Source organism: Vogesella urethralis, from assembly GCF_007644045.2.
GTDB classification, from domain to species: domain Bacteria; phylum Pseudomonadota; class Gammaproteobacteria; order Burkholderiales; family Chromobacteriaceae; genus Vogesella; species Vogesella urethralis.
The window spans coordinates 1-24183 of sequence record NZ_VMDW02000075.1 but is presented as its reverse complement, the minus strand read 5'-3'; the positions used below and the strand labels follow the sequence as shown (position 1 = coordinate 24183).

The 24183-nt window shown below is 65.2% G+C and carries 24 protein-coding genes and 1 tRNA gene; 7 read left to right on the top strand and 18 right to left on the bottom strand.

Translation table 11 applies throughout. The annotated features are described in order from the left end of the window. Positions 1–24 precede the first annotated feature (24 nt). The 8 genes from FLQ03_RS07235 to FLQ03_RS07200 form a co-directional block, all read right to left on the bottom strand. Positions 25–750 (bottom strand): response regulator, encoded by a 726-nt coding sequence (locus tag FLQ03_RS07235; protein ID WP_144371319.1) that lies wholly within the window; start codon positions 748–750, stop codon positions 25–27. Between the two features lie 81 nt (positions 751–831). Further along, on the bottom strand, positions 832–1275 hold the full coding sequence (gene nudB, locus FLQ03_RS07230) for a dihydroneopterin triphosphate diphosphatase (protein ID WP_144371318.1): 444 nt from the start codon (positions 1273–1275) through the stop codon (positions 832–834). Beyond that, positions 1272–1895 (bottom strand): response regulator transcription factor, encoded by a 624-nt coding sequence (locus tag FLQ03_RS07225; RefSeq protein WP_144371317.1) that lies wholly within the window; start codon positions 1893–1895, stop codon positions 1272–1274. Before FLQ03_RS07225 ends, nudB begins: the two co-directional genes overlap by 4 nt. A gap of 9 nt (positions 1896–1904) precedes the next feature. Beyond that, complete coding sequence (locus FLQ03_RS07220) at positions 1905–3185, bottom strand: mechanosensitive ion channel family protein (protein ID WP_144371316.1); 1281 nt, start codon at positions 3183–3185, stop codon at positions 1905–1907. Between the two features lie 26 nt (positions 3186–3211). Beyond that, positions 3212–3904: a lipoprotein-releasing ABC transporter ATP-binding protein LolD gene (lolD, locus tag FLQ03_RS07215; protein ID WP_144371315.1), complete on the bottom strand. Its 693-nt coding sequence runs from the start codon at positions 3902–3904 to the stop codon at positions 3212–3214. Then, entirely contained in the window at positions 3897–5144 is a 1248-nt protein-coding gene (locus tag FLQ03_RS07210; RefSeq protein ID WP_144371314.1) for a lipoprotein-releasing ABC transporter permease subunit, read from the bottom strand. The genes lolD and FLQ03_RS07210 overlap by 8 nt, the downstream gene beginning before the upstream one ends. Positions 5145–5149: 5 nt before the next feature. Next, entirely contained in the window at positions 5150–5362 is a 213-nt protein-coding gene (locus FLQ03_RS07205; protein ID WP_144371313.1) for a hypothetical protein, read from the bottom strand. A gap of 113 nt (positions 5363–5475) precedes the next feature. Further along, positions 5476–6318, bottom strand: coding sequence for a C40 family peptidase (locus tag FLQ03_RS07200; RefSeq protein WP_144371312.1), 843 nt, complete (start codon positions 6316–6318; stop codon positions 5476–5478). A 247-nt stretch (positions 6319–6565) separates the two neighbouring features. Here FLQ03_RS07200 and FLQ03_RS07195 point away from each other — a divergent pair, with 247 nt between their 5' ends. Next, positions 6566–8248, top strand: a complete 1683-nt coding sequence (locus tag FLQ03_RS07195; RefSeq protein WP_144371311.1) for an ABC1 kinase family protein — start codon at positions 6566–6568, stop codon at positions 8246–8248. Between the two features lie 208 nt (positions 8249–8456). Then, a complete protein-coding gene (locus FLQ03_RS07190; protein ID WP_144371310.1) occupies positions 8457–9554 on the top strand; it encodes a hypothetical protein in 1098 nt (365 codons plus the stop codon). A 73-nt stretch (positions 9555–9627) separates the two neighbouring features. Here the strand turns inward: FLQ03_RS07190 and FLQ03_RS07185 are convergent, their stop codons facing one another. After that, the gene (locus FLQ03_RS07185; RefSeq protein WP_144371309.1) at positions 9628–10242 is read right to left on the bottom strand and encodes a TetR/AcrR family transcriptional regulator; all 615 of its coding nucleotides are present in this window, start codon (positions 10240–10242) and stop codon (positions 9628–9630) included. Between the two features lie 102 nt (positions 10243–10344). Between FLQ03_RS07185 and FLQ03_RS07180 the strand changes: the two genes are divergently transcribed. The 3 genes from FLQ03_RS07180 to FLQ03_RS07170 are packed head-to-tail and all read left to right on the top strand — an operon-like array spanning position 10345 to position 14503. Then, positions 10345–11784 (top strand): efflux transporter outer membrane subunit, encoded by a 1440-nt coding sequence (locus FLQ03_RS07180; RefSeq protein WP_144371308.1) that lies wholly within the window; start codon positions 10345–10347, stop codon positions 11782–11784. A gap of 31 nt (positions 11785–11815) precedes the next feature. After that, complete coding sequence (locus FLQ03_RS07175) at positions 11816–12964, top strand: HlyD family efflux transporter periplasmic adaptor subunit (protein ID WP_144371307.1); 1149 nt, start codon at positions 11816–11818, stop codon at positions 12962–12964. 9 nt (positions 12965–12973) lie between these two features. Continuing rightward, on the top strand, positions 12974–14503 hold the full coding sequence (locus tag FLQ03_RS07170) for a DHA2 family efflux MFS transporter permease subunit (protein ID WP_144371306.1): 1530 nt from the start codon (positions 12974–12976) through the stop codon (positions 14501–14503). 97 nt (positions 14504–14600) lie between these two features. On the opposite strand, the gene FLQ03_RS07165 is transcribed toward FLQ03_RS07170, so the two are convergent. After that, the gene (locus FLQ03_RS07165; RefSeq protein WP_144371305.1) at positions 14601–16667 is read right to left on the bottom strand and encodes a TonB-dependent receptor; all 2067 of its coding nucleotides are present in this window, start codon (positions 16665–16667) and stop codon (positions 14601–14603) included. A gap of 259 nt (positions 16668–16926) precedes the next feature. Here FLQ03_RS07165 and FLQ03_RS07160 point away from each other — a divergent pair, with 259 nt between their 5' ends. Beyond that, positions 16927–17289, top strand: a complete 363-nt coding sequence (locus tag FLQ03_RS07160) for a DUF2325 domain-containing protein (protein WP_144371304.1) — start codon at positions 16927–16929, stop codon at positions 17287–17289. Between the two features lie 145 nt (positions 17290–17434). Here FLQ03_RS07160 and FLQ03_RS07155 read toward each other — a convergent pair whose 3' ends face one another. Genes FLQ03_RS07155 through hpnC form a run of 8 tightly spaced genes read right to left on the bottom strand, consistent with a single transcriptional unit; the run spans position 17435 to position 23944 of the window. Then, on the bottom strand, positions 17435–17611 hold the full coding sequence (locus FLQ03_RS07155; protein ID WP_144371303.1) for a zf-HC2 domain-containing protein: 177 nt from the start codon (positions 17609–17611) through the stop codon (positions 17435–17437). After that, a complete protein-coding gene (locus FLQ03_RS07150; RefSeq protein WP_144371302.1) occupies positions 17608–18171 on the bottom strand; it encodes a sigma-70 family RNA polymerase sigma factor in 564 nt (187 codons plus the stop codon). Before FLQ03_RS07150 ends, FLQ03_RS07155 begins: the two co-directional genes overlap by 4 nt. A 7-nt stretch (positions 18172–18178) precedes the next feature. Further along, on the bottom strand, positions 18179–19549 hold the full coding sequence (radA, locus tag FLQ03_RS07145; RefSeq protein ID WP_144371301.1) for a DNA repair protein RadA: 1371 nt from the start codon (positions 19547–19549) through the stop codon (positions 18179–18181). Between the two features lie 10 nt (positions 19550–19559). Beyond that, positions 19560–20225 carry a hypothetical protein gene (locus FLQ03_RS07140; protein ID WP_144371300.1) on the bottom strand — a complete coding sequence of 222 codons (666 nt, stop codon included), beginning with the start codon at positions 20223–20225 and terminating at the stop codon, positions 19560–19562. A gap of 9 nt (positions 20226–20234) precedes the next feature. Then, positions 20235–20987, bottom strand: coding sequence for an SDR family oxidoreductase (locus FLQ03_RS07135; RefSeq protein ID WP_206210891.1), 753 nt, complete (start codon positions 20985–20987; stop codon positions 20235–20237). Next, positions 20971–22269, bottom strand: coding sequence for a hydroxysqualene dehydroxylase HpnE (gene hpnE, locus FLQ03_RS07130; RefSeq protein ID WP_144371298.1), 1299 nt, complete (start codon positions 22267–22269; stop codon positions 20971–20973). The genes FLQ03_RS07135 and hpnE overlap by 17 nt, the downstream gene beginning before the upstream one ends. Further along, positions 22266–23111 (bottom strand): presqualene diphosphate synthase HpnD, encoded by an 846-nt coding sequence (gene hpnD / locus FLQ03_RS07125; RefSeq protein WP_144371297.1) that lies wholly within the window; start codon positions 23109–23111, stop codon positions 22266–22268. The genes hpnE and hpnD overlap by 4 nt, the downstream gene beginning before the upstream one ends. After that, on the bottom strand, positions 23108–23944 hold the full coding sequence (hpnC, locus tag FLQ03_RS07120; RefSeq protein ID WP_144371296.1) for a squalene synthase HpnC: 837 nt from the start codon (positions 23942–23944) through the stop codon (positions 23108–23110). Before hpnC ends, hpnD begins: the two co-directional genes overlap by 4 nt. A 166-nt stretch (positions 23945–24110) precedes the next feature. Between hpnC and FLQ03_RS07115 the strand changes: the two genes are divergently transcribed. Next, positions 24111–24183 (top strand) — tRNA-Ala (locus FLQ03_RS07115).

Sequence of the window (24183 nt, the reverse complement as noted above, 5' to 3'; positions counted from 1 at the left end):
CCTCCGTCCGCAGCGGTACCGGTCTCAGGCGTCTACGCTTTCCTGCTGGCTGCCTTCCTGCCGCAACACCACCTTGCTGACGCCGAAACGATCCGGGTAGTTGCGCAGTACACGCAACTGCGTCAGCGTCAGTTCGCTACCACGTTGCAGCAGTAGCTGGCCGGTCTTGTTGTACAGGTCTTCACCCAGGATGCGGCCGGCTTTCACCTCGGACAGCGACAGCGTCTCCATCGGGTGGCCTTCTTCATCCAGCTTGCGGGCGGCCTCGGCCATTTTCTCGCCGAACACCACGCGGTCGTGGGTGGTGCCGGTAGCAATCAGGTAGTAAGCGAACGGGTCCATCTCCGGGCGGGCGCGGCTCATCGCGGCCACGATGTTTTTTTCCAGTTCGGCGGGCTTGGGGGGCTTGATGACGAAGCCGTCAGCGTGCAGCTGGGCAGCCAGCACGATGTTCTGCTTTTCGGCGTGGCCGGACAGGAACACGAAGGGCATATTGGGCGGGTTCATGGTGCGGCCACAGCGGATCTCTTTCAACAGATCCATGCCGTTCATCGGCTCCATTTGCAGGTCGCACAGCACCAAGTCTACCGGCTTGCCGTCCAGCGCGCGCTTGGCGGTGGCACCGTCGATAGCCTGATAGATGTTTTCCGGGTTCACCCCCATCGCCTTCAGCGACTGGGTGAGTAGCGAACGGACCAGCAGCTGGTCATCCACCACCAGTATCCTGAGCTTGGTCAGGTCTAGCGCCATGATGTCCTCCTTCCATCACGTCTTCTCTCTTACATGATGGTGGGTGCTACAAAATGGCGCAAGAATCAATAACGAGATTCTTTAAATAACCCGTGAAGGCAAGGCGCGGATGGCCTCGGCATTGGACGGCGAAAACACCCGTTCGGCTGCCTGATCCCACGGCAGCCATTGCCATGCCAGGTGCTCGCCCGGCGCCAGGGTTGGCCGCAGGGTGTCCGGCAGCTGCAGGCTGAACACGTGCTCGGTATTGTGGGTAACGCCCTCGCCATAGCGGTGACGCCAGTGGGGATAAATTTCGTAGACGTTCTGCTGTTGCCAGTCTTGCCACTGGCCAGCGTCGGCGGCAAAGCCGGTTTCTTCGGCCACTTCGCGGCGCGCGGTGTCGGCCATCGCTTCGTCACCCTCGCGGCTGCCGGTGACCGATTGCCAATAGCCGGGCTTGTCGGCCCGCTCGATCAGCAACACTTGCAGGTCGGCGGTGTGGATGACGACCAGCACCGACTGCGGTTGTTTCAATGCTTTCATGCCTTGCTGCCTGCCTCGTCCAGCACCGCCATCACCCCGGCCAGCTCCACTGCCGACTTGACGCCCATCTTGTCGAACACGCGGGCACGGTGCACTTCCACCGTTTTCATGCTGATGCTCAGCACCTCGGCGATCTGCTTGTTCAGCAACCCTTGCAGGATGTGCTGCATCACTTCGCGCTCGCGCTCGGTCAGCGTAGCCAGCGCCTCGCTCACGCGGGCACGGCGCTGGAAGCGCTCGCGCTCTTGCGCGTCGCGCGCCAGGCATTCGTCCACCAGCGCCAGCAAGCGGGCGTCGTCAAACGGTTTTTCCAGGAAGTCGGCCACGCCCAGCTTGAAAGCGGCCACGGCGTGCGGGACGTCGCCGTGCGCGGTGAGCATGATCACCGGCGGGCAGTACGGCCACTGCGCCAGCCGCTCCAGCAGCATGATGCCGCTGATGCCGGACATGCGCAGATCCACGATCAGACAGTTGAAGTTGGCCGCGGCCTCGCCCAGCGCCAGGAAGCGCTCGCCGCTGTCAAAACCGCTGACGGCCAGCGTCGGGGTTTCCAGCAGCCACAGCAGCGATTGCCGCACCGCCAGGTCATCATCGATGACCGCCAGGGTTTTCTGCGTCATGTCGGTTCCTTATTCTGCCGCCGCCCCGTTCACCACGCGCACCTCGCGCTGCGGGTACGGAATCTGGATGCCATGCTCGGCAAACAGTTTCCAGATGCGCAGGTTGATTTCGGAGCGCAGCGACAGCATGCCGTTTTCCGGGTCGCTGACCCACAGCCCTACTTCCAGGTTGATGCCGGAGTCGGCAAAGCCGATGACGAAGGCTGCGGGTGCCGGATCGGTTTTCACCCGCGGGTGGGTGGCGGCCTGGCGCAGCAGCGCCAGCGCCTCTTCCAGATTGGTTTCGTACGATACCTGTACCGGCAGGCTGATCCACAGCGCCTTGTCGGTGTACGACTGGTTGATCACGGTATTGGCGATCAGCGCCTCGTTCGGCACCAGGATCTCGGAGCCGTCGGCGCTCTTCAGCACCACGAAGCGGCTGGTAATCTTGCTGACGTAGCCGACGCGGTTGTCCACCATCAGGCGGTCACCAATGCGGATGGAGCGATCGAGCAGGATGATGAAACCGGAAACGTAGTTACTGGCGATTTTCTGCAAACCGAAACCCAGGCCCACACCCAGCGCACCGCCGAATACCGACAGCACGGTCAGATCAATGCCGACGATAGGCAGCGCCACCATCACGCCCACCACCATCAGCAGCGTGCGCGCCAGCTTGGTAAACACGATGCGCAGGCTGAGGTCCACGTCGGACAGCTTCATCACCCGCTTTTCGATCAGCTTGCTCAGCCACATCGCACCGACCATGATCACCGACACCCACACCAGCGCCGACAGGATCATCAGCAGGTCGATCTGGGTTTTACCGACACGGAAGCTGATCGACTCCAGCCAGTCCAGCACCACGGTATCGACGCCCACTGCCCAGCTGGCAAATGCCAGCCACAGCAACATGGACAGGAAATGCTCGGTACTGCGCTCCAGCTTGCCATCCGGCAGCGCATGGCGCACCACGGCCGCGAGGATACGGATGATGGACATCCACAACAGCAGCATGGCCGACACCACCAGCAGGTCGGACTTCACGCCCACGACCAGTTGCCAGATCACCGCCGCCACCTGGGTCCACAATTGCGCCGACAACGGCAACACCAACCGGTACAGCAGGTATTTGCCAAAGCCCCAGTCGCCACTGTCGCTGGCGAAATAACGAGCGTGGATGCGGCGCGACAACCAGAACGCCAGCGCCACGCCAATGGCGGCAACCAGCAGCTCCAGCCAGCCGGTCGGCCCCTGGATGGCGGCGACCAGACGGTCGAAAGTGAGGGTGGAGGTGTGTTCCAGCATGCGTGTCCTTATGGGTAAATCGGGTTTTACTCAGCCAACGGCTGCAGGCCGGCAGGGCCCAGCAGCAGCACGCGGTCGGCACGGGCGGCCAGCTCGCGGTCGTGCGTGACCATCACCATGCCGGTGCCCAGCGTGCGGTTCAGTTCGCGCAGTAGCGCGAACACGGCTTCGGCATTGCCACGGTCCAGGTTACCGGTGGGCTCATCCGCCAGCAGGCAGTCCGGCTGCATCACCAGCGCCCGTGCAATGGCCACGCGCTGACGCTCGCCACCGGACAGCTCGCCAGGCTTGTGGCTGGCGCGTGCGGCCAACCCTACCTGCCCCAACAAGGCGGCGGCACGGCTGGCGGCCTCGGCCCGCGGCTGACGGGCGATCAGCAGCGGCATCATCACGTTTTCCAGCGCGGTGAACTCCGGCAGCAGGTGGTGAAACTGGTAGACAAAACCCAGGTGGCGGTTACGGAAGCGGCCGAGCTCGGCTTCGTTCATGCCGCCCAGCGCCTGGCCCAGCACACTGACACTACCGCTGGTCGGCGTATCCAGCCCGCCCAAGAGGTGCAGCAAGGTGCTCTTGCCGGAGCCGGAAGCGCCAACGATGGCGACAAACTCGCCGCGTGCCACGGCCAGATCGACGCCGGCCAACACGTCCAGCGCCTGCGGCCCCTCGGTAAAGCGCTTGCCCAGGCCCTGGCAGTGCAGGATGGTTTGCTTGTCACTCATAACGCAGTGCCTCCGCCGGGCGCACGCGCGCGGCGCGCCAGCTGGGGTAAATGGTGGCCAGCAACGCCAGCGCCAGCGAAATCAGGCCGATGGTAGCCACGTCGCCCAGCTGCACGTCGGTGGGCAGGTAGTCGATCATGTACACGTCGCTGGACAGCAGCTTGGCGCCGATCAGGTGTTCGACCGTGCTCAGCACCGCGCCCAGGTTGTAAGCCAGCAGCAGGCCGCCGGCCACGCCGGCGACGGTACCCAGCACGCCGGCAACCGAGCCCTGGATCATGAATACTTTCATGATGCTGCCCGGGCTGGCACCCAGCGTGCGCAGGATGGCGATGTCGGCCTGCTTGTCGGTAACCACCATCACCAGCGTGGACACCAGGTTGAACGCGGCCACTGCCACGATCAGCGTCAGGATGATGAACATCATGCGCTTTTCGATCTGCACTGCGCGGAAGTAGTTGGCGTTCATGTCGGTCCAGTCGGTGGCCACCTGGTTGGCCGCCAGGTGCGGCTGCAACGCGGCTTTCACCTGCGGCGCCAGCATGGCGTCGTCCAGTTTCAGACGAATGCCGGACACGTCCTGCCCCAGCCGGAACAGCACCTGCGCGTCACGCAGCGAGATCATGGCCAACGACGAGTCGTACTCGAACATGCCGGCCTTGAACACGCCGGCAACAGTGAACTGCTTCAGGCGCGGCATCATGCCGGCTGGCGTGACATTGCCCTGCGGCGTGATCAGCGTGACCTTGTCGCCCACTTCCACGCCCAACTGGCGCGCCAGCTCCACCCCCAGCACAATGCGGAAGCTGCCGCCTTCCAGGTCGGTGAGCTTCCCGCGCAGCATCTCTTTGCCCAGTGCCACCACCGTCTGCTCGGCGGCGGGGTCGACGCCGCGCACCAGCGCGCCGCGCACATTGCCTCGGCTGGACAGCAGGCCCTGCGCATTCACATACGGTGCGGTGGCCACTACGTGTGGCTGCTGCCGCAACTGCGCTTGCAGCGGCTGCCAGCCGGCGATCTGGCCGTCGTAGCTGCCGATTTCCAGGTGCGACACCACCGACAGCATGCGGCCGCGGATTTCCTGCTGAAAACCGTTCATCACCGACAGCACCACGATCAGCGCGGCCACGCCCAAGGCAATGCCCAGTACCGACATCAGCGAAATGAACGAGATAAAACCGTTGCGACGGCGCGCGCGCAGATAGCGCAGGCCGATAAAGACCTCGTAGGGTAGCGACATCGGGCTCAGGCCTGGTAGGGGTTGTCCAGCTGCTGCATCAGGCTGACCAGGAAGGCCCGCACCTGGTGCTCGTCGCAGCCCATCAGGATGGCGTCTTCAAACGCGTCTTGCGCCATTTGCGCCAGTTCTTCCATGTTTTCGGTCATCACCTTCACCTTCTCGGTGCAGGACACCACACTGCCATCGGGGCCGTGCCAGACCGGCAAATCCAGTTTCATGCTTACCTTTCCACAGGGTTGGCCGCAAGGGCCGGCAGCGCACGCGCTGCCCGGATAAAACGGCAAGGCCCGGCAGAACCGGGGCCTCGGCAAAGCGGTAAAGCCGCAGACGGTCAGTCCTTGTGCTTTTTCTCCGCTTTCTTTTTCTTCTCGCTGCTGGCCGATTTGGCGGACTTCTTGCTGCCATTGTCGTCGCGCGAGGTTTTCTTTTTGCTACGCGCGTTGCTGTCGGCGGCCTCGCGCTTGCCCTTGCGGCTCTTGGCCACCGGCTGCTCGTTATCGCCACGGCGTTTCTTGGCGGACGGTTTGTCGTCGCTGGCCTTGCGCTTCTTGCCCTTGACCACGCGTTCTTCGCGGGCCGGGGCCTCTGCCTTGCGGTACTGGCTGCTGCGCTTCTCGGCCACGGCAGCGCTGACCGGCTTGTCTGCCTCGGGCGCTGCTGCCGGCAAGCCGGTACGCGATACACGGCGGGCACCGTTATAGCGGCCTGTCCAGTAGCTCTGGCTCATATTGGCCACTTCGATGTTCTTGCCGGTACGCGGGGCGTGGATGAACTTGTTGTTACCCAGGTAGATGCCCACGTGCGAATAGCGGAACCCTCGGGTGTTGAAAAAGACCAGGTCGCCGGCCTTCAGTTCATCGCGTTCGATCTCGCGGCCAACCTGTGCCATGCCGGCAGCGGTGCGCGGCAAGGTGACGCGCAGCGACTTCTTGAACACGTATTGGATGAAACCGGAGCAGTCGAGGCCGGTTTCCGGGTTGCTGCCGCCAAAGCGGTAAGCTACGCCGAGCAGGCTCATGGCCTGTAGCAGCAGGTCGCCGGCGGCTTCTTCGCCAGGGGCGGCAAAGCGGGCGATCGGGTCGGCCTCGCCGTCGGGCATGGTTTCCGGCGCCGCGTGGGCAAATGCCATGAAACCTGCCAGAAACAAGGCCAGCAGTTGTCGGTGAAATGTCATAGATGCAAGCGGTGTTCTGCCCGGGCCGGCGCGGCGTGGCGCTGCCGGCTGTCTGTCCTGCGGCTGGTTTTGAACAAAATTGTGCTGAACGATACCATCGTTCGCCCCGGGTAACCAAGCAGCAATGCATGCCTGGCGCTGGTAGCACGGCTATTGTCGATGCAGGGTAAATATTGCGATACTGCGCTGGCCACGCCGGCCGGCGTGCGCTGTCCACGGCCCCGCGCCCTTCTGCAAGACGACTGCCATGCTCAGAGAAACCCTGATCGCCATGCGCGACCTCCCCCGTCTGAAACAGATCAGCGGCATTTTGTTCCGCCACGGTCTGGGCGAATTTGCGCAGCGCCTGCGCCTGCCGCGAGCAGTAGAAAAAGCCGGCGAGTGGCTGAACATCACCCTGCCCGACCCGGCCAACGCTATCCCCGCCCCCATTCGCGTGCGCCGCGCCTTTGAAGAGCTGGGCCCCACCTTCATCAAGCTGGGGCAGATCCTGTCCACCCGCGTTGACGTGTTCGGCCCGGAATGGATTACCGAATTCGAAAAACTGCAAAGCACGGTACCGCCTATCGGCGACGGCTTTCTGGACGGCTTGCTCAGCCAGGCACTGGGCTGCCAGCCTGACGAGGTGTTTGCCGAGTTCGACCGCCAGCCCATCGGCTCTGCCTCCATTGCCCAGGTGCACCGTGCGGTACTGAAAGACGGTACCGAGGTGGCGGTCAAGCTGCGCCGCCCCGGCATTGTGGAAAAGGTGGAAGCCGACCTGCGCATCCTGGAACACATTGCGCACCTGATCGAGCTGGAGTTTCCCGACGCGCGCCGCTTCCAGCCATCCGAGATCGTGGCGCAGTTTTCGCGCTCGCTACGGCGCGAACTGGACCTGGCGGTAGAAGCACGCAATATGGAGCGCTTCGGCAAGGACTTTGCCGGCGACCCGCACATCCGCGTGCCGGCGGTGTACTGGGACTACACCCGCCCCGGCATCAACGTGCAGGACTACATCGCCGGCTGGTCGGCCACGCCGGTGGACGCGCTGCCGGCGGCCGGCCTGTCGCCGCCGCTACTGGCCAAGCGCGGCGCCGACGCGGTGCTGAAGATGATCCTGATCAACGGCTTTTTCCATGCCGACCCACACCCCGGCAACGTGATTTTCCTGGCCGACAACCGCATCGCCTTCATCGATTTCGGCATGGTGGGCCGGCTGTCGCACAAGCGGCGTGACGAGATCGTGGACATGTTGGCCGCACTGGCCGAGCGCAACGAGCGCGGCATCATGAACGTGCTGCTGGAGTGGACCGGCAGCACGCCGGTAGACGAAGACCAGTTTGCCGAAGACATCGGCGAGATCCTGTTCCAGTACGACCACGTACCGCTGAAAAACCTGAACATCACCCAGCTGATCAACGACATCATGGCGCTGATCCGCGACCACGGCATCCTGCTGCCGCCGGACATGGCCATGCTGTTCAAGGCGCTGATCACGCTGGAAGGCCTGGGGCGCCAGCTGGACCCGGATTTCCAGCTGGTGGAGCACCTGGCACCGTTCGTCAAGCAGCTGATCCTGGCGCGCTACGACCCGCGCAACCTGTTCAAACGCGGCAAAACCACGGTCACCGAAGGCCTGGGCATGCTGGCCAACCTGCCCGGCGACCTGATCCGCCTGGCCAAGGACGTGCGCCACGGTCGCTTCCGCATCAATCTTGACCTGAAGCGGCTGGAGCAGTTTGGTCAGCAGTTGGACAAGAGCGTGAACCGGCTGACCATGGGCATCGTCACCGGCTGCCTGATCATCGGCTCGTCCATCGTGATGACGGTCAAGGGCGGGCCCACGCTGTTCGGCTTGCCACTATTCGGTTTCCTTGGCTTTATGGCTGCTTTTTTCAACAGTTTGTGGTTAATCTGGTCGATCTGGCGCGCCGGCAAGCACCTGTAAGCCTGATCAGCCATTGCTTGCCAGCCTGCTGATGGCGCTGGCTTTTTCATCCGCACACCCACACTGCCCGGCTGCTCCAGCGCCGGGCATTTTTATTAGCGTTCGCTATCAAAAAACGCTAAGCCTCCGCGGCATGCTGCCGATATAAGTGCATCAAACCGCCTCACTGCCTCCGCTGCAGCGCAGACGGGCACGCGGGAGAACAGCCATGAGAATCGACAGCCTGTCGCTGGACCTCAGCAGCCAGCATTACCTGGAACAAACCCACAGCACGCAACAGCGCGTGACCTTCTGGCAACAGAACCCGCGTGACACCGCACCACAAGACCAGGTGGACATCAGCGAGCGTGGCCGCGCCGCCAGTGCACTGTCCGCCGCCAGCCAGAACGTTGCCGACAGCAACGCCGCCCAGGCGGCTAACAGCGTGCAGGCCAGCGACAGCCCGCTGGAGGCCGACCTGAGCCCGACGCTGTCCTTGCTGCGCAATATCCTGGAGTCCACCTTCGGCATCCGCATCGACCTGTCCGACGTCTACCCGATGGACAAAGAACACCTGCAGGCGGCTGCCCAGGAACAGGCCATGCAGGGCGAGACGCGCGACAACGGTGATCAGGCCGCGTCGCGCCGCGAACAGGGCAACGAAGACTGGGGGCTGCGCATCGAGCGCGAAACGCGTTACAGCGAGCAGGAAGCGCTGCAGTTTTCCGCCAGCGGCAACATCACCACCCGCGACGGCCGCAGCCTCAGCTTTCAGCTGGACGTCAGCCTGCAGCGCAGTTTTTCGGTGAGCAGCAAGGAAACACTGAACTTCGGCGCTGCCGCACGCGACCCGCTGATGATCAGCCTGGGCAGCGACGCCGGCACGCTGTCGGGGGCGACCGTGCAGTTCGACATCGACAACGACGGCAAGAAAAATACGCTGCCGGTACCGAAGAACGGCGGCTGGCTGGCGCTGGACCGCAACGGCAACGGCAAGATCGACCAGCAGAACGAGCTGTTCGGCCCGCAAAGCGGCAACGGCTTTGGCGAGCTGGCCGCGCTGGACAGCGACGGCAACGGTGCCATCGACGAGGGCGACCCGCTGTTTGCCCGCCTGCAACTGTGGCAGGGCCAGCAAGACGGCCAGGACCAGCTGACCAGCCTGCTGGACGTTGGCATCGGCGCGCTGCTGCTGCCGCACGTGGACGCCGAGTTCCGCCACACCGATGCGGCCAACCACACAGTGGCCCAGATGCGCAAAGCCGGCGTCTACCTGACCGAAAGCGGCCAGGCAGGCCTGATTTCGCAGCTAGACCTTACCGCCTGAGCCAGGCGCTATACCAATACCAAGGGCGGCCTGCATGCGCAGGCCGCCCTTGTGCTTGCTCGCCTTCCCCGCCTCAGGCGCCGGCGCCTGGCGGTGCGTAACCAGCCAGAAACACGTCCACCGCCGCCACTACCGCCTCGCTGACCGCCTCGTCGGACGGCATGTCACGCGCGCCGACGATAAACCACTCCATGAACTCGGCCTCCAGCAGCGCCAGCAGGTGCACCGCCGCCGTCCACGGCTTGGCTTGGCGCAGCCGACCGGCCTGCATCTGCCCTTCCAGAAATGCGGCCAGTTTGCCCCAGCCGATGGCCGGGCCGTTATCGAAGAACAGCTGGCCCACGCCGGAACGCCGCCCTTCGCCCAGCACGATACCGCGTAAGGCGGCGATTTCCGGGCTAAGCAGATTGCGCAGCATCTGCTCGCCAAAACGCAACAGGGCTGCGCGCAAGTCACCATCGGCCGTCAGCCGCGCGTGGGCCTGGCTCATGCGCTCTTCCGCCAGCGTTTTCATCACCATCAGGAACAGCTCTTCCTTCGACGGAAAGTAGCTATACAGCGTGGCCTTGGAGCCGCCGGCGCGGCTGGCAATTTCTGCCATCGACGCCGCTTCGTAGCCCTTCTCCATGAATACCTCGGCCGCAGCATCCACGATGCTCTGGCGCTTTGCTTCGGTCTTGACGCGCATGCTCACCCCTCAATACTGAACCAGTCAGTTCAATTTTCTATTGACAGCCATTGTACACCACGATTATAACTGTACCGTACAGTTTAATTATTGAGCGAGATCATGAACCAGACCCTTCCCGCATCTCATGTGCGTACCCGGCTGGCCCTGCTGCTGGGTGCCGGCAGCCTGCTGGCCGGTTGTGCCAGCGTTCCCGACCTGCCCGCCAGCCCCACCCTGCTGCCGGCCAGCCAGTTGCAAAGCCAGCAGACGCTGCCGGACAGCCACGGCGAGTGGGCGGGCGCGCACTGGTGGCAGCGCTATCAGGACCCGCAGCTGGACCAGCTGATGCAGGAAGCGCTGGCGCAGTCGCCGTCGCTGGACAGTGCCCGCGCCCGTCTGCTGCAAGCCGAAGGCCTGGCACAACAGGCCGGCGCCACACAGCAGCCCAGCGTCAGCGCCAACGGCGACTTCACCCGCCTGCGCCAGAGCCTGAACAACGGCATGCCGCCCGCTTTCGTGCCGCCGGGCTTCAACACCAGCAGCCGCGTGGCGCTGGACGTCAGCTACGAGCTGGACTTCTGGGGCAAAAACCGCAGCGCCATCGCCGCTGCCAGCAGCGAACAGGCCGCCGCCCAGGCCGAACTGGCGCAAAGCCGGCTGCTGCTCACCACCGCCGTGGCCAGCCAGTACGCCGAGCTGGCGCGCCTGTTTGCCGACCGTGACGCCTGCCAGCAGGCGCTGAAGGTACGCAGCCAGAGCGAAGGCCTGATACGCGAACGCGAAAGCCAGGGCCTGGAAAACCGTGCCAGCGTGGCCCAGGCCGCCTCGCGCCGCGCCGCCGCCGAAGCCGAGCTGCTGGCCGCCGAAGAAGCCATCACCCTGCAACGACAGGCCCTGGCCGCCCTGCTGGGCGCCGGCCCCGACCGCGGCCTGGCACTGCAACGCCCGGCGCTGAATGTCAGCCAGGCGCAAGCGCTGCCGGCTACGCTTGCGGCCAACCTGATCGGCCACCGCCCCGACCTCGCCGCCGCCCGCCTGCGTGCCGAAGCCGCCGCCAGCCGCATTCAGGTCGCCCGTGCCGGCTTCTACCCCAACGTCAACCTCAGCGCCTACGTTGGCGCCCAGAGCCTGGGGCTGGACGCACTGACCCGTGGCGGCTCCGGCATTGCCGGCTTCGGCCCGGCCATCAGCCTGCCGCTGTTCCGCCAGGACGCACTGCAAGGCAGCTACCGCAGCGCACGCGGCGAATACGACAGCGCCGTCGCCAGCTACAACCAGACCCTGCTGCAAGCGCTGCAAGACATCGCCCAGGCCTACACCCGTCAACAAGGGTTGGCCGCACAGCTGGCACAGCGCCAGCAGGCCACCGAGGCGGCCGAACGGTCGTGGGAGCTCACCCACGACCGCTACCAGGGCGGCCTGGCCAGCTACCTGGACGTACTGAACGCCGAAGACAGCGTGATTGCCGCACGCCGCACGCAGACCCAGTTGCAAAGCCAGCAGGCACAACTGGACATCGCCCTGACCAAGGCGCTGGGCGGCAACCACCAGCCCGCCTGACCCGACAAAACCGATTGAGAGAAAACACATCATGAGCGAACACACCCAAGCCCTCCCGCCACAAGACATGCCCGCCGACGCGGCCAACCCTGGCGCCCGCCGCAAAACCCTGTTTGCCCTGCTGGGCGGCGTGGTTGCCGTCGGCGCGCTGGCCTACGGCAGCTACTGGTATCTGGTGGCGTCCCACCACGTCAGCACCGACAACGCCTACGTGGCTGCCGAAATGGCGCAGCTAACCCCCGAAGTGGGCGGCACCGTGCGTCAGGTGACCGTGGTGGATACGCAAGCCGTCAAGCGCGGTGACGTACTGGTGGTGCTGGACGATACCGATGCCCGCCTGGCGCTGGCGCAAGCCGAAGCCGAACTGGCACGCGCCCAGCGCCGCGTACAAGGCTATCTGGCCAGCGATGAAGGCCTCAGCGCCCAGGTACAGGCCCGCGCCGCCGAGCAGGTGCGCAGCCAGGCACAGCTGGAATCGGCCCGTGCCGAACTGGAACGCGCGCGCCTCGATTACAACCGGCGCCAGGCACTGGCCAAAAACGGCTCGGTATCCGGCGAGGAAGTCAGCAACGCCCGCAGTACGCTGAACGTGGCCGAAGCGGCGTACCAGGCCGCCGAAGCAGCCGCCAAACAGAGTGCCGCCAACCTGCGCGCCGCCGAAGGCAGCCTGAAAGCCAACCAGACTCTTACCCGCGACAGCAGCGTGGATACCAACCCGGAAGTGACGCTGGCCCGTGCCAAACGTGACCAGGCCCGCGTGGACCTGGCGCGCACCGTGATCCGCGCGCCGGTAGACGGCGTGGTGGCCAAACGCCAGGTGCAGCTGGGCCAGCGCGTACAGGCCGGCAGCGCCTTGCTGTCGGTAGTGCCGCTGCAGGCCGTACACGTGGACGCCAACTTCAAGGAAGGCCAGCTGCGCACCGTGCGCATTGGCCAGCCGGTCACGCTGAAGGCCGACCTGTACGGTAGCGAGGTGGAATACCACGGCAAGGTAGCCGGCCTGTCCGGCGGCTCTGGCGCTGCCTTTGCCACCATCCCGGCCCAGAACGCCACCGGCAACTGGATCAAGGTGGTGCAGCGCGTACCGGTGCGCATTGCGCTGGACCCGGCAGAGCTGCAACGCCATCCGTTGCAGGTGGGCCTGTCGATGACCGCCACCATCGACACCCGTAGCGAATAAGGAGGCCGCATGTCCGCGCCCAACTCCCCCCCCATCACCCCGCTGCAAGGCGGCCAGCTGTGGCTGGCGGCCCTGCTGCTGGCGGCGGCCAACTTCGTGGCCGTGCTGGACACCACCATCGCCAACGTGTCGGTGCCCAATATCGCCGGCAGCCTGGGTGTGTCGTCCAGCCAGGGCACTTACGTCATTACCTCGTACGCGGTGGCCGAGGCCATCACTGTGCCGCTGACCGGCTGGCTGGCGGCACGCGTTGGCACAGTGCGGCTGTTTGCCGGTGCGATGGTGCTGTTTGGTGTGTTCTCGCTGCTGTGCGGCATGGCCACCTCGCTGGAAATGCTGATCCTGTTCCGCGTACTGCAAGGCCTGGCCGGCGGCCCGTTGATGCCGATGTCGCAGACGCTGCTGCTGCAGATCTTCCCCAAGGAAAAAGCCGGCGCCGCCATCGGTTTGTGGAGCATGACCACGCTGGTGGCACCGATCATGGGCCCCATTCTGGGTGGCTGGTTGTGTGACGAGGCCAGCTGGCCGTGGATCTTCTATATCAACGTGCCGATTGCCATTGCCTGCGGTTACTTTGGCTGGGGCCTGCTCAAACGCTACCAAAGCCCCATCGTGAAGATGCGTTTTGACACCATTGGCCTGGCGCTGCTGGTGCTGTGGGTGGGCGCATTCCAGATCATGATCGACGAAGGCAAGAACCTGGACTGGTTCGGCTCGCCCATCATCGTAGGCCTGGCTGTGGTCAGCGCCATCGGCTTTGCCGCCTTCATGATCTGGGAGCTGACCGAGCGCAACCCGGTAGTGAACCTGCGCGTGTTCCGCCACCGCGGCTACTGGGTGAGCGTGGCCACCATCTCGCTGGCGTTCGGCTCGTTCTTTGGCGCCACGGTGCTGACCCCGCAGTGGCTGCAGGCCTATATGGGCTACACCGCCACCGAGGCCGGCCACGCCACGGCGATGAGCGGCATCCTGGCGGTACTGGTAGCACCGTTGGCCGCGCAGCTGTCGCAGAAGATGGATCCACGCCCGCTGGTATTTGCCGGCGTGATGTGGCTGGGGGCAGTCACCCTGTACCGCAGCTTTGCCACTACCGACATGGACTTCTGGCAAGTGGCGCTGCCGTTGTTGTTCCAGGGCGTGGGCATGCCGTTCTTCTTTGTGCCGCTCACCGGCCTGGCCATGGCCAGCGTGGAGCCGGAAGAAATGGCGTCGGCCGCCGGCCTGATGAGCTTCATGCGTACGCTGTCCGGTGCCTTTGCCACTTCCATCGTCACTACCGCGTGGGACGACAAGGCCAGCCACTACCATGCCGAACTAACGGCACTGGTAGACAGCAGCCCGCAGGCACTGCAGCAGCTGGGCGGCGGCAGTATCGATGCCGGTCGCCAGCAGCTGTCGCAACTGATCCAGTCGCAAAGCATCATGCTGTCCACCAACGAGCTGTTCTGGCTGTCCGGCCTGTCGTTCGTGCTGGCCGCCTGCATGATCTGGCTGGCACCGCGCCCCACCCGCGTGGCCGACACCAGCCAGGCGCACTAGGGCCGGTTAACGCCTGACGCAAGGTTGGCCGCAAGATGCGCACAAGGCCTGCCGGCAATGCCGGCAGGCCTTGTGCGTTAACAGGATACGACCCCGCTCAGAAGCGGTAACGCGTGCTCAGCTGGAACTGGCGCGGGTTGCCCGGCATGATCTGCGCGCTGGACGTGGCGCTGACGAAGTAGCGGCGATCGGTCAGGTTTTCCACCGCCAAGGTGGCGTCCCAGGCTTTCTGGCGGTAGCCGGCGCGGGCGTCCCAGCGCTGGTAGCCCGGCAGCACGGTGGTGTTGGCACTGTCGGCAAAGCGCTTGCCTACTGCGGTAACGCCCACCTCGCCAAACCAGCCCTGGCTGGCGTCCACGCCCACGAACAGGCTGCCGTTATGCTTGGACACGTTGGCCGGGCGCTTGCCCTGGTTGGCCGGCTCGGCACGCACCAGGCTGGCATCCTGCACCGCCACACCGCCACGCAGATAGGCCTGGCCCGGCAGGCGGGCCTGGGCGCTCAGCTCCACGCCTTCGCTACGCTGCAGACCGGTCAGGATGGTGCGGCTGGGGTCGGCCGGGTCGGTGGTACGGCGGTTGTACAGCTCCAGACGGTACAGCGACAGCGTGGTGGCCACGCGGTTGCCCAGCCAGTCGCTCTTGATGCCGGTTTCGTACAGGCGGGTGTATTCCGGGTCCAGCGTGTTGCCCTGGCTGCCCGGCGTCAGGCCGATCAGGCTACCGCCCACCGGGGCAAAGGTCTTGCTGTAGCTGGCGTACAGCGCGTGCGCCGGCAGACCGTTCCACACCACGCCCAGGCGCGGGCTGAGGCTACTGCTATTGCGCGACTCGCTGGCGCCGGTGTCCAGCCGGCGGCTGCTGACGTGGAACACGTCGTGGCGCAGGCCGGCCAGCAATTGCCAGTCGCCCAGCGTCAGCTGGTCTTGCGCGTACACGCCGCGGCTGCGCACGCGGTGCTGGGCGTCGCTGTTGACGCGCATGGCACCGTTGTACTGCGCCAGCGCTTCCGGCCGGTACAGGTTGGCCGCCGCAATGGTGGTGGCGTTGTTGTACAGCTTGGGGTTGCGTTCCTGCCAGCCCTGGTCCAGGCCCAGCAGCAGCTGGTGCTTGACGTTGCCGCTGTAGACTTCGCCTTCCAGCTCGGTCTGGCTGATCAGGTTGTCTGCCGTCAGGTCTTGCTGCCAGCGCTGGCGGTTGACGTTGCTGCCGCTGACGCCGGTGACGTAGGTATTGTCGAACTGGCTGTCCAGGCGGATCAGGCCCAGCAGGTGACGCAGCTGCCACTGCGCGTTGAGGTCGTAGCTCAGGCGCGAGCGCAGCGACTGCGACACATCGCGGATATTGTCGCGGCGGGTATCGCTATACACGCTTTCCAGCGGCACGTTGGCCGGCGCGCCGTTCACGCCGGGAATGCCGCGATCCGGCGTGCGGCTGTGTTCGTTGTACTCGTACTGCAGCAGCCAGTTCAGGTCTGGCGCCAGGCGCCAGTTCAACGACGGGGCAAACAGCTTGCGGGTGCCGTTCACACCATTGCGGAAGCTGCCGTATTCCTCTTGCGCGGCGTTCAGGCGTACGCGGATATCGTCACGCCACTCGCCGTTCAGGTCGGCCTGCAGGCGGTAGCGGTCATGGCTGCCTACCTCGGCGCTGACGGTCGACGGCAGGCCCTTTTGCGGGCGCTTGCTGATGCGGTTGACGATGCCACCGCTGCTGCCACGGCCGTACAGCACCGCTGCCGGACCCTTCAGCACCTCTACCCGTTCGATATTGCCCAGGTCACGGGTGTACTGCATGTCGTCGCGGAAACCATCCAGGTACATATCGGTGCCAGCGCTGAAGCCGCGGATGGTAACGCCATCGAAACGGGTATCGCCACTGGCGTCCACGCCTGGTACGCCGACCAGCGCCTGGCTAAGGCTGCGCTGGCCGTAGGCGGTGATCTGTTCGGTTTTCACGCTATCGATGGTTTGCGGCACCAGTTTGGCCGGGGTACGGGTGCGGGTGGCGGTGGTCACCTCTGGCAGACGGGCGTTGTTGGCCGCAGACGCGGCTTCGTCGGCGGAAACGGTCACTGTCGGCAGCGTGACGTCGGCCAGCGCCGGGCCGGCCAGCGCCGCCAGCACCAGCAGCGGCAGGGTACGGGGAGTAAGTGTGTGCATCATGCGTTCGGGTCCGGAGAGGGTTGGCTGCCGTGGCCGTCGTGGCGGCACGGCTGTTATCGTTGGGCGCGGAATAATACTGATTGTTATTTTCAACATCAACCCTGCTACAAAGTCGGACAAAACCGACACAGGCGGCACCATCACGACCAATGTCATATTTGCGCGACAGTCACAAACTTTTAATGAGAATTATTCTTGATAACAAGAATGAGAATGGATATCATCCACGCATCGAATTCACCAATGCAGGAGTCGCAACATGAATGCCATGCTGGTAGGCGCAGATACTTTGGGCAATATCCCGGGCGTGCTGGACGAATACGGCATCAGCATCCACAAGCACCTGAGCGGCCGCAACAGCTCGCACCAGCGCAAGCTGGACCGCCTGCCGGCCGGCACCGACCTGCTGATCCTGTTTACCGACTTCCTCGGCCACAACGTGATGAAGCACTTCCGCGAACTGGCCAACGAAGAAAAAGTGCGCTTCATTGCCTGCCGCCGTTCGGTGTGCTCGCTGAAGCAGCAGCTGGACTGTGTCGGCATTGCCGAAAAAGCGCACTGTGCCAGCTGCCCGAATGCCTGCCAGAAAGCCAGCCACGGCGGCAAGGCGCGCAAGCACTGATCAAGTTACCCCAGGGCCGGCCCTGCCCGGCCCGACCGTGTCCGTACGCGGACGATCGCTTCCTCTTCATGTGATACGGCCAGCGGCGGGTAGCGCGCTGGCCGTCTTTTTCGGGGCATCGTCTGCGGCCACATGCCGCCTGCGCCTACTCGTCGCGGGCGCGGCGAATGCCCTGGCGCAACTGCTGCAGCTGCTGGCGGAAGTGGCGGCAGTTGCGACACATCAGCAGGTGAAACGACAAGCGCACCTGTTCGCTACGTGTCAGCGGGCGGTCCATGCCATCCGAAATCAGGCGGCTAGCCTGCTGGCAATTCATCATCATCGGGCTACCTCCTGCTGAAACCAGCGCGTCTCCAGGCATTCGCGCAGGCTCATGCGTGCGCGGTACAACATTACCGAACAGTTAGTCGCCGTAATCGATAAATTCTGACAAATCTCGGCGATGTCCATGTCCATGACCTCGCGCATGGCAAACACCATCGCCGTGCGTTTGGGCATCGCCTGCGCGCACTGCTGGTACACCTGCCAGAACTGCTTGGCCAGCAAGCCCTCCTCCGGCACGCCCCAGGCGCGCACCGCCTGCTGCCAGGCGCCATGGCCATCGAACAGGCCGTCCAGGTCGGACAAGTCGGTGTCTTCGCTCAGGTCGGTAGCCTGCTCGCGCCCCTGACGGCGAATGACATCCACCAGTTTGAAACGCAGGATGGACGTGAGCCAAGTGCGCACGCTGGATTGGCCGGCAAAGCGCGCCTGCCCTTCCAGCGCCGCCAGCAGCGCGTCCTGCACCGCGTCTTCGGCGGCGGCCTGGTCTTGCAGCTGCGCCCGCGCATAGCGCAGCAAGTAGGGGCGTTCGGCTTCGATCTGTTGCGGGGTAATGGTCATGGCGATCCTAACGGCGCACACAATAATCGACGGCCTCAGACAGCCGCTCCACGGCAATCACTTCCAGGCCATCGATATCCTGCCGCGGCTTGTTGGCCGCCGGCACGATGGCGCGGGTAAAGCCCAGCTTGGCCGCCTCTTTCAGGCGTTCCTGGCCACGTGTTACCGGCCGCACCTCGCCGGACAGGCCCACTTCGCCGAATACCACCAGCTTTTCCGGCAGCGGCTTGTTCCTCAGCGACGACACCATGGCCAGAATGACTGCCAGGTCGGCCGCCGGCTCGTTGATCTTCACCCCGCCTACCGCGTTCAGGAACACGTCCTGGTCGAAGCAGGCAATGCTGGCGTGGCGGTTCAATACCGCCATCAGCATGGCCAGCCGGTTTTGTTCCAGGCCCACGCTGAGGCGCTTGGGCTGAAAGCCGTGCGCGTCGTCCACCAGCGCCTGGATTTCCACCAGCAGCGGCCGGCTGCCCTCTTGCGTCACCAGCACGCAGGAGCCGGACACGTCGTCGCGGTAGCTGGACAAAAAGATGGCCGACGGGTTGGATACGCCGCGCAGGCCACGGTCGGTCATGGCGAACACGCCCAGCTCGTTGGCCGCGCCAAAACGGTTCTTGATGGCGCGGATCATGCGGTAACTGGAGTGGCTGTCGCCCTCGAAGTACAGCACGGTATCGACAATGTGCTCCAGCACGCGCGGCCCGGCCAGCGAGCCTTCTTTGGTGACGTGGCCCACCAGGATGATGGTGATGCCGCTCTGCTTGGCAATGCGCGTCAGCTGCGCCGCGCACTCGCGCACCTGCGACACCGAGCCTGGCGCCGACGTCACTTGGTCGGAATACAGCGTCTGGATGGAGTCGATCACCGCCACTTCCGGCATTTCGGCCTGCAGCGTGGGGATGATGGCCTCCAGCCGGATTTCGGACAGCAGCCGCACGCGGCTGGCGTCCACCGCCAAGCGGGTGGCGCGCAGCGCGATCTGCTGCGGCGATTCCTCACCCGACACGTACAGCACCTTGCGGGTGCTGCCGATGGTGGCCAGCGCCTGCAACAGCAGCGTGGACTTGCCGATGCCGGGGTCGCCGCCCAGCAGCACCACGGCGCCCTTGACGATGCCGCCGCCCAGCACGCGGTCCAGCTCTTCGATACCGCACGATTCGCGCGGCACCTCGGCCGCCTGCACTTGCGACAGCTGCTGCACCGGCTGCGTCTGCGCCGTCCAGCTCTGGAAGCGGGCGTTGGCCGCAGCAGCCGGCGGCGCGGCCACGGTTTCGCTCAGGCTGTTCCAGGCGCCGCAATGCGGACACTGGCCCTGCCACTTGGGCGAGGTGCCACCGCACTCGCCGCACTGGTACTGCGTCTTGATTTTTGCCATGTCGGGGAAATCAGTGGCCTGCCGCCGGCTTGGGCGCCGGGGTGGCCGGTTTGGCGGGGGCGGCCGGCGCGTTCTTGTCGGCCTCCAGCTCGTTCAGGATGTTCAGCAGGCGGTTGTCGGTGGCACTGGGGGCACCTTTGGCGGCGCCCTCCTGCTTTTCGGCACCGCGCACGGTAGACAGGATGGAATCGATCAGCGGGTCGTTCTTGGCCAACGCTTCGGCTTCTTCGTTGGTCAGCACGCGCTTGCCCTGCGGCACCGCCGCTTGTGCAGCGGCGGCCGGGGAATGAGCCGCAGCCGCACCGTGCTCGGCTGCGGCTGCGGCTGCCGGCGCGGCCGGGGCTACGGCGTGGTCACTTTTTTTTTGAGCCTGCTCGGCCGGGGCCGGTTGCGACGCCTCGGCCTCGGCCACCGGCGGTGGCACCGGGTCGGGCGGCGGCGCCACCGTTTCCAGCTTGTTCTTGCTCATGTACTCGTGCATTTCGCGCCAGCCGGCAAAAATCTGCGCCTTGTCTGCATCCGGGTTGCGGTTATAGCACTCCTCGAGCGAACGGCCGGTCTGGCGGCAGGACGCACCGATCGCCTTGTTCGACTCGGCGGCCAGGCCGCTGACGTTCATCACCCAGTTGCAGCCCGTCAGCAATGCCAACGCCGGCAGTAACAGATAAGCCCGCATCCCTTGTCCTTATGCAAGTTTCTTGCGCAGATCCAGCACCGTGGTTTCACCGCTGCGGCCACGGCTGGCAGCACCCAGCCAGTACAGCATGTGCGGCATCAGGTCGGCCAGCTCGCCGCGCTCGTTTTTGGCCTCGCCCGGATGGGTGCGGGTACGCTGCGGCGAATTGACCGGGCCCGGCACCAGCTGGTTCACGCGCAGATTGGGGAACACGTCCCACTCCGACGCGGCCACGCTGGCCAGGTAGCTGACACCGGCCTTGGACGCGCCAAACGCGCCCCAGAACGGCCCCGGCTGCAGGCCATGGGTTTCACCCACAAACAGCACGCTGGCGTCCGGCGCCTCTACCAGCAAGGGCAGGCAGGCGCGGGTCAGCGCAAACGGCGCCACCGTGTTGATGCGGTACTGGTTCATCCATTCATCGATACGCTGGTCGCGCAGCGGCGACAGCGCATAGAAATGCGCGGCACAGTGCACGATGCCGTCCAGGCGGCCCACGGCCTGCTTGATCTGGTAGGCCAGCGTGTTGAAGTCGTCGTCGCTGGCGGTAAGCAAATCCAGCGGAATGGCCACCGGCTCCGGGCCACCGGCCTCGACGATGGCGTCGTACACTTTTTCCAGGCCCTTCACGCTGCGCGCCAGCAATACCACGGTGGCGCCATGCGCCGCAGCGGCCAGCGCGGTTTCGCGGCCAATGCCCTGGGTAGCGCCGGTCACCAACAGCACGCGGCCGGCCAGGTAATCTTTATCGAAGGTTTCCATCATTCTTTTTAGTCCAGTCCTGCATGAGGGTTCGGGCAGCCACGATGCCGCTGCGTACGGCACCTTCCAGCGTGGCCGGGTAATCGGCGCACAGCCAGTCGCCCGCAAGATAAGCGGATTCTACGCCAAGACGCACGTCCGGGCGCGGCAAGCCCACGTTGGCCGCAAAGGTGGCGCGCTGCTCGGTGATCTGCCAGCTGGCTTTCAGCGGGGGCAAATCCGGCACATGGCGACGCATTTCCGCCAGCAGCTGCTCGCGCAGCGCGTCGCGCGTCAGCGTGTCGTGCGCCCCTTGCGCACTGATCACCACCGACACCAACCCCGGCTCGCCACTGAGCGCCTGGCGGTCGAACCACCACTGGCCGCAGCCGTAAGCCTGGCCGGTCATCACCGCCGGCAAACGCACCCTGCCCTCGAATTGCAGGTATACGGTGCTTATCGGCTGGTATTGCCAGCCCTTGAGCAAGGCCTGCAACGGCGCGTGGTCCAGCAATGCGCCAGCGTGGTACGGCGCCACCGCCACCACCACGGCGTCGAAGGCGTCGCCGTCCACCCGCCAGCTACCATCCGGTTGTGGCGCAAGCTCGGCGACACGGTGCCCCAAGCGGATGTCGGCGCCGCGTGCGGCCAACCATTGCAGCGCCGGGTCCACCAGCAGGCGGCCCAGGTCGCAGCGCGGCAGCAGCAGGCGGCTGGCGTCGGCCGCCGGCGCACCCAGGCTGTCGCGCAGCACATTGGCCAGCAACTGCATGGAGGCTTGCACCGGCGGGGTGTTGAGCGTAGCCAGAATCAGCGGCGTCCAGAAGCGCTGCAGCAGCGCCTCGCTCTGGCCGTGGGCGGCTAGCCAGGCCAAAGCCGGCGCATCTTGCCCGATTTTCCAGCCTTGCCACCTGAGCCAAGTCAACAGCCGCAGCATGGCCAGCTTGTCGCGCCAGCGCAGGCCACGCGCGCTCAGCAGCCCGGCCAGCAGGTGCAGCGGCGCCGGCCAGTCCGGGCAGCGCATGGCCATGCCGTCTACCTGCAGCCACGCCAGCGGCTGTGCGGCCAACTGTGCCGCCGGGTCCACGCCGACGGTACGCAGCAGCTGCAGGGTGTCGCGGTAGGCGCCGATCAGGATGTGCTGGCCATTATCCAGCGCCATGCCGTCCAGCTCGACGCGGCGGGCGCGGCCACCGGCCACCTTGCCGGCTTCATACAGTACCAGGTTGGCCGCCGGCGCCAGCGCCACGGCCGCCGACAAGCCGGCCCAGCCGGCACCGATAATGGCAACGCGCGGGGTCAAGGCTTGTAGCCGAAGGTGGCGGTCTTCCACGCCAGCCACAGCTTGCGGCCCGGCGACAGCGACAGGCGCTGGTTCAACACCTTGCGCGGGCCGTCCAGCTCGATTTCGTCCAGCGTGGCGCGGTAGATGGCCGCCATCACCAGACCGATGCGCTGCGCCTTGCGGTCGGCCGCCGGCAGCAGCTGCCACGCGCGCTGGTAGCACTCGCGGGCGCGTTCGATCTGGAAGCGCATCAGCGCGTCGAACGCGTCCGACTCCTTGTACGCCATGATGTCGGCCGCCGGCACGCCAAAGCGCTGCAGGTCTTCCACCGGCAGGTACAGCCGGCCACGGCGCGCATCTTCGCCCACGTCGCGGATGATGTTGGTGAGCTGGAACGCCAGCCCCAGCTCGTGCGCGTATTTCAGCGTGGCGCGGTCGGTGTAGCCGAAAATCTGCGCCGATAGCTGGCCCACCACGCCGGCCACGCGGTGGCAGTACAGCTGCAGGTCGCTGTAGCGGCTGTAACGCGGCACGTCCAGGTCCATCTGCATGCCGTCGATGATCTCGGCCAGCCAGGCCTGCGGCAGGTCGAACGCCGCCACATGCGGCTTCAGCGCCTGCATTACCGGGTGGCTGGGGGTGCCTTCGTACAGCGCGGCCAGCTCGGTGCGCCACCACGCCAGCGTGGTACGCGCCACGTTGTCGTCGTGAATCTCGTCCACCACGTCGTCCACCTCGCGGCAAAACGCGTACAGCGCCACCATGGCGTCGCGCTTGTCGGCCGGCAGGTAACGGAAGCTGCTATAGAAGCTGGAGCCGCTTTTCGCCGCTTTGTCTTCGCAATATTGTTGGGGGGTCACGCCCGCCTCCTCTTGGTGGCGTACGGTACGGTCAGTGCCTTCCATACCATGTACAGCCAGTCTTTCCACACCAGCACCGGGCGCTGCGTCAGCACATCGCCACGGGCATCGTGAATCTTTTTCAGTATGCGCTCGCCGCCCAGGATGATCAGGCGCAGCTCCAGCCCCAGGCGGCCCTTCAGTTTCAGCCCCAGTGGCGAGCCCGCCTCCAGCATGGCCAGCGCGCGCTTCACTTCCTTGTCCATCAGCATCGGCCACACGCCGCCGGCGTCGCGGGCGGCAATCTGCGCCTCGCCAATGCGAAACCGCGCCAGGTCGTCTTGCGGAATGTAGACGCGGCCTTTGCTCCAGTCCACCGCCACGTCCTGCCAGAAGTTGATCAGCTGCAGCGCGGTGCAGATACCGTCCGACATCGCCACGCTTTTCGGGTCGTGCTCGCCGTACAGGTGCAGCATCAGCCGCCCCACCGGATTGGCCGAACGGCGGCAGTAGTCCACCAACTCGGCAAAATTCTGGTAGCGGGTTTTCTCCACGTCCTGGCTGAACGCCGACAACAGATCGTAAAACGGCGCCAGCGGCAGCCGGTACTCGGCAATCACCGCCGCCAGCCGCTGCATCAGCGCGGTTTGCGGCGCCTGCCCGGCCTCGATGCGGCCCAGCTCGTCGCGCAGCGCCTGCAGTGCGGCCAACCGTTCTGCCGGCTGCGCATCGCCCTCGTCGGCAATATCGTCGGCGTAGCGGGCAAAATGGTAGATAGCGTGCACCGCCCGGCGCATGCGCCGCGGCAACAGGATGGACCCTACCGGAAAGTTTTCGTAATGCCCTACCGACATGACAGCACCCTGCCCGAAACAAAGCCTGCATTATAAAGGCAAGTGGCCGCCAAACCGCAGCCCGGCACCATCTGGCAAAAAAATGCGGACCAATGCTTGACACACCCAAAACGGGCGTCTATTATGCGCCCCACGTTGTGACTGACGCACAACGTAACGCCTCAGTGGGGGTATAGCTCAGTTGGGAGAGCGCTTGCATGGCATGCAAGAGGTCAGCGGTTCGATCCCGCTTACCTCCA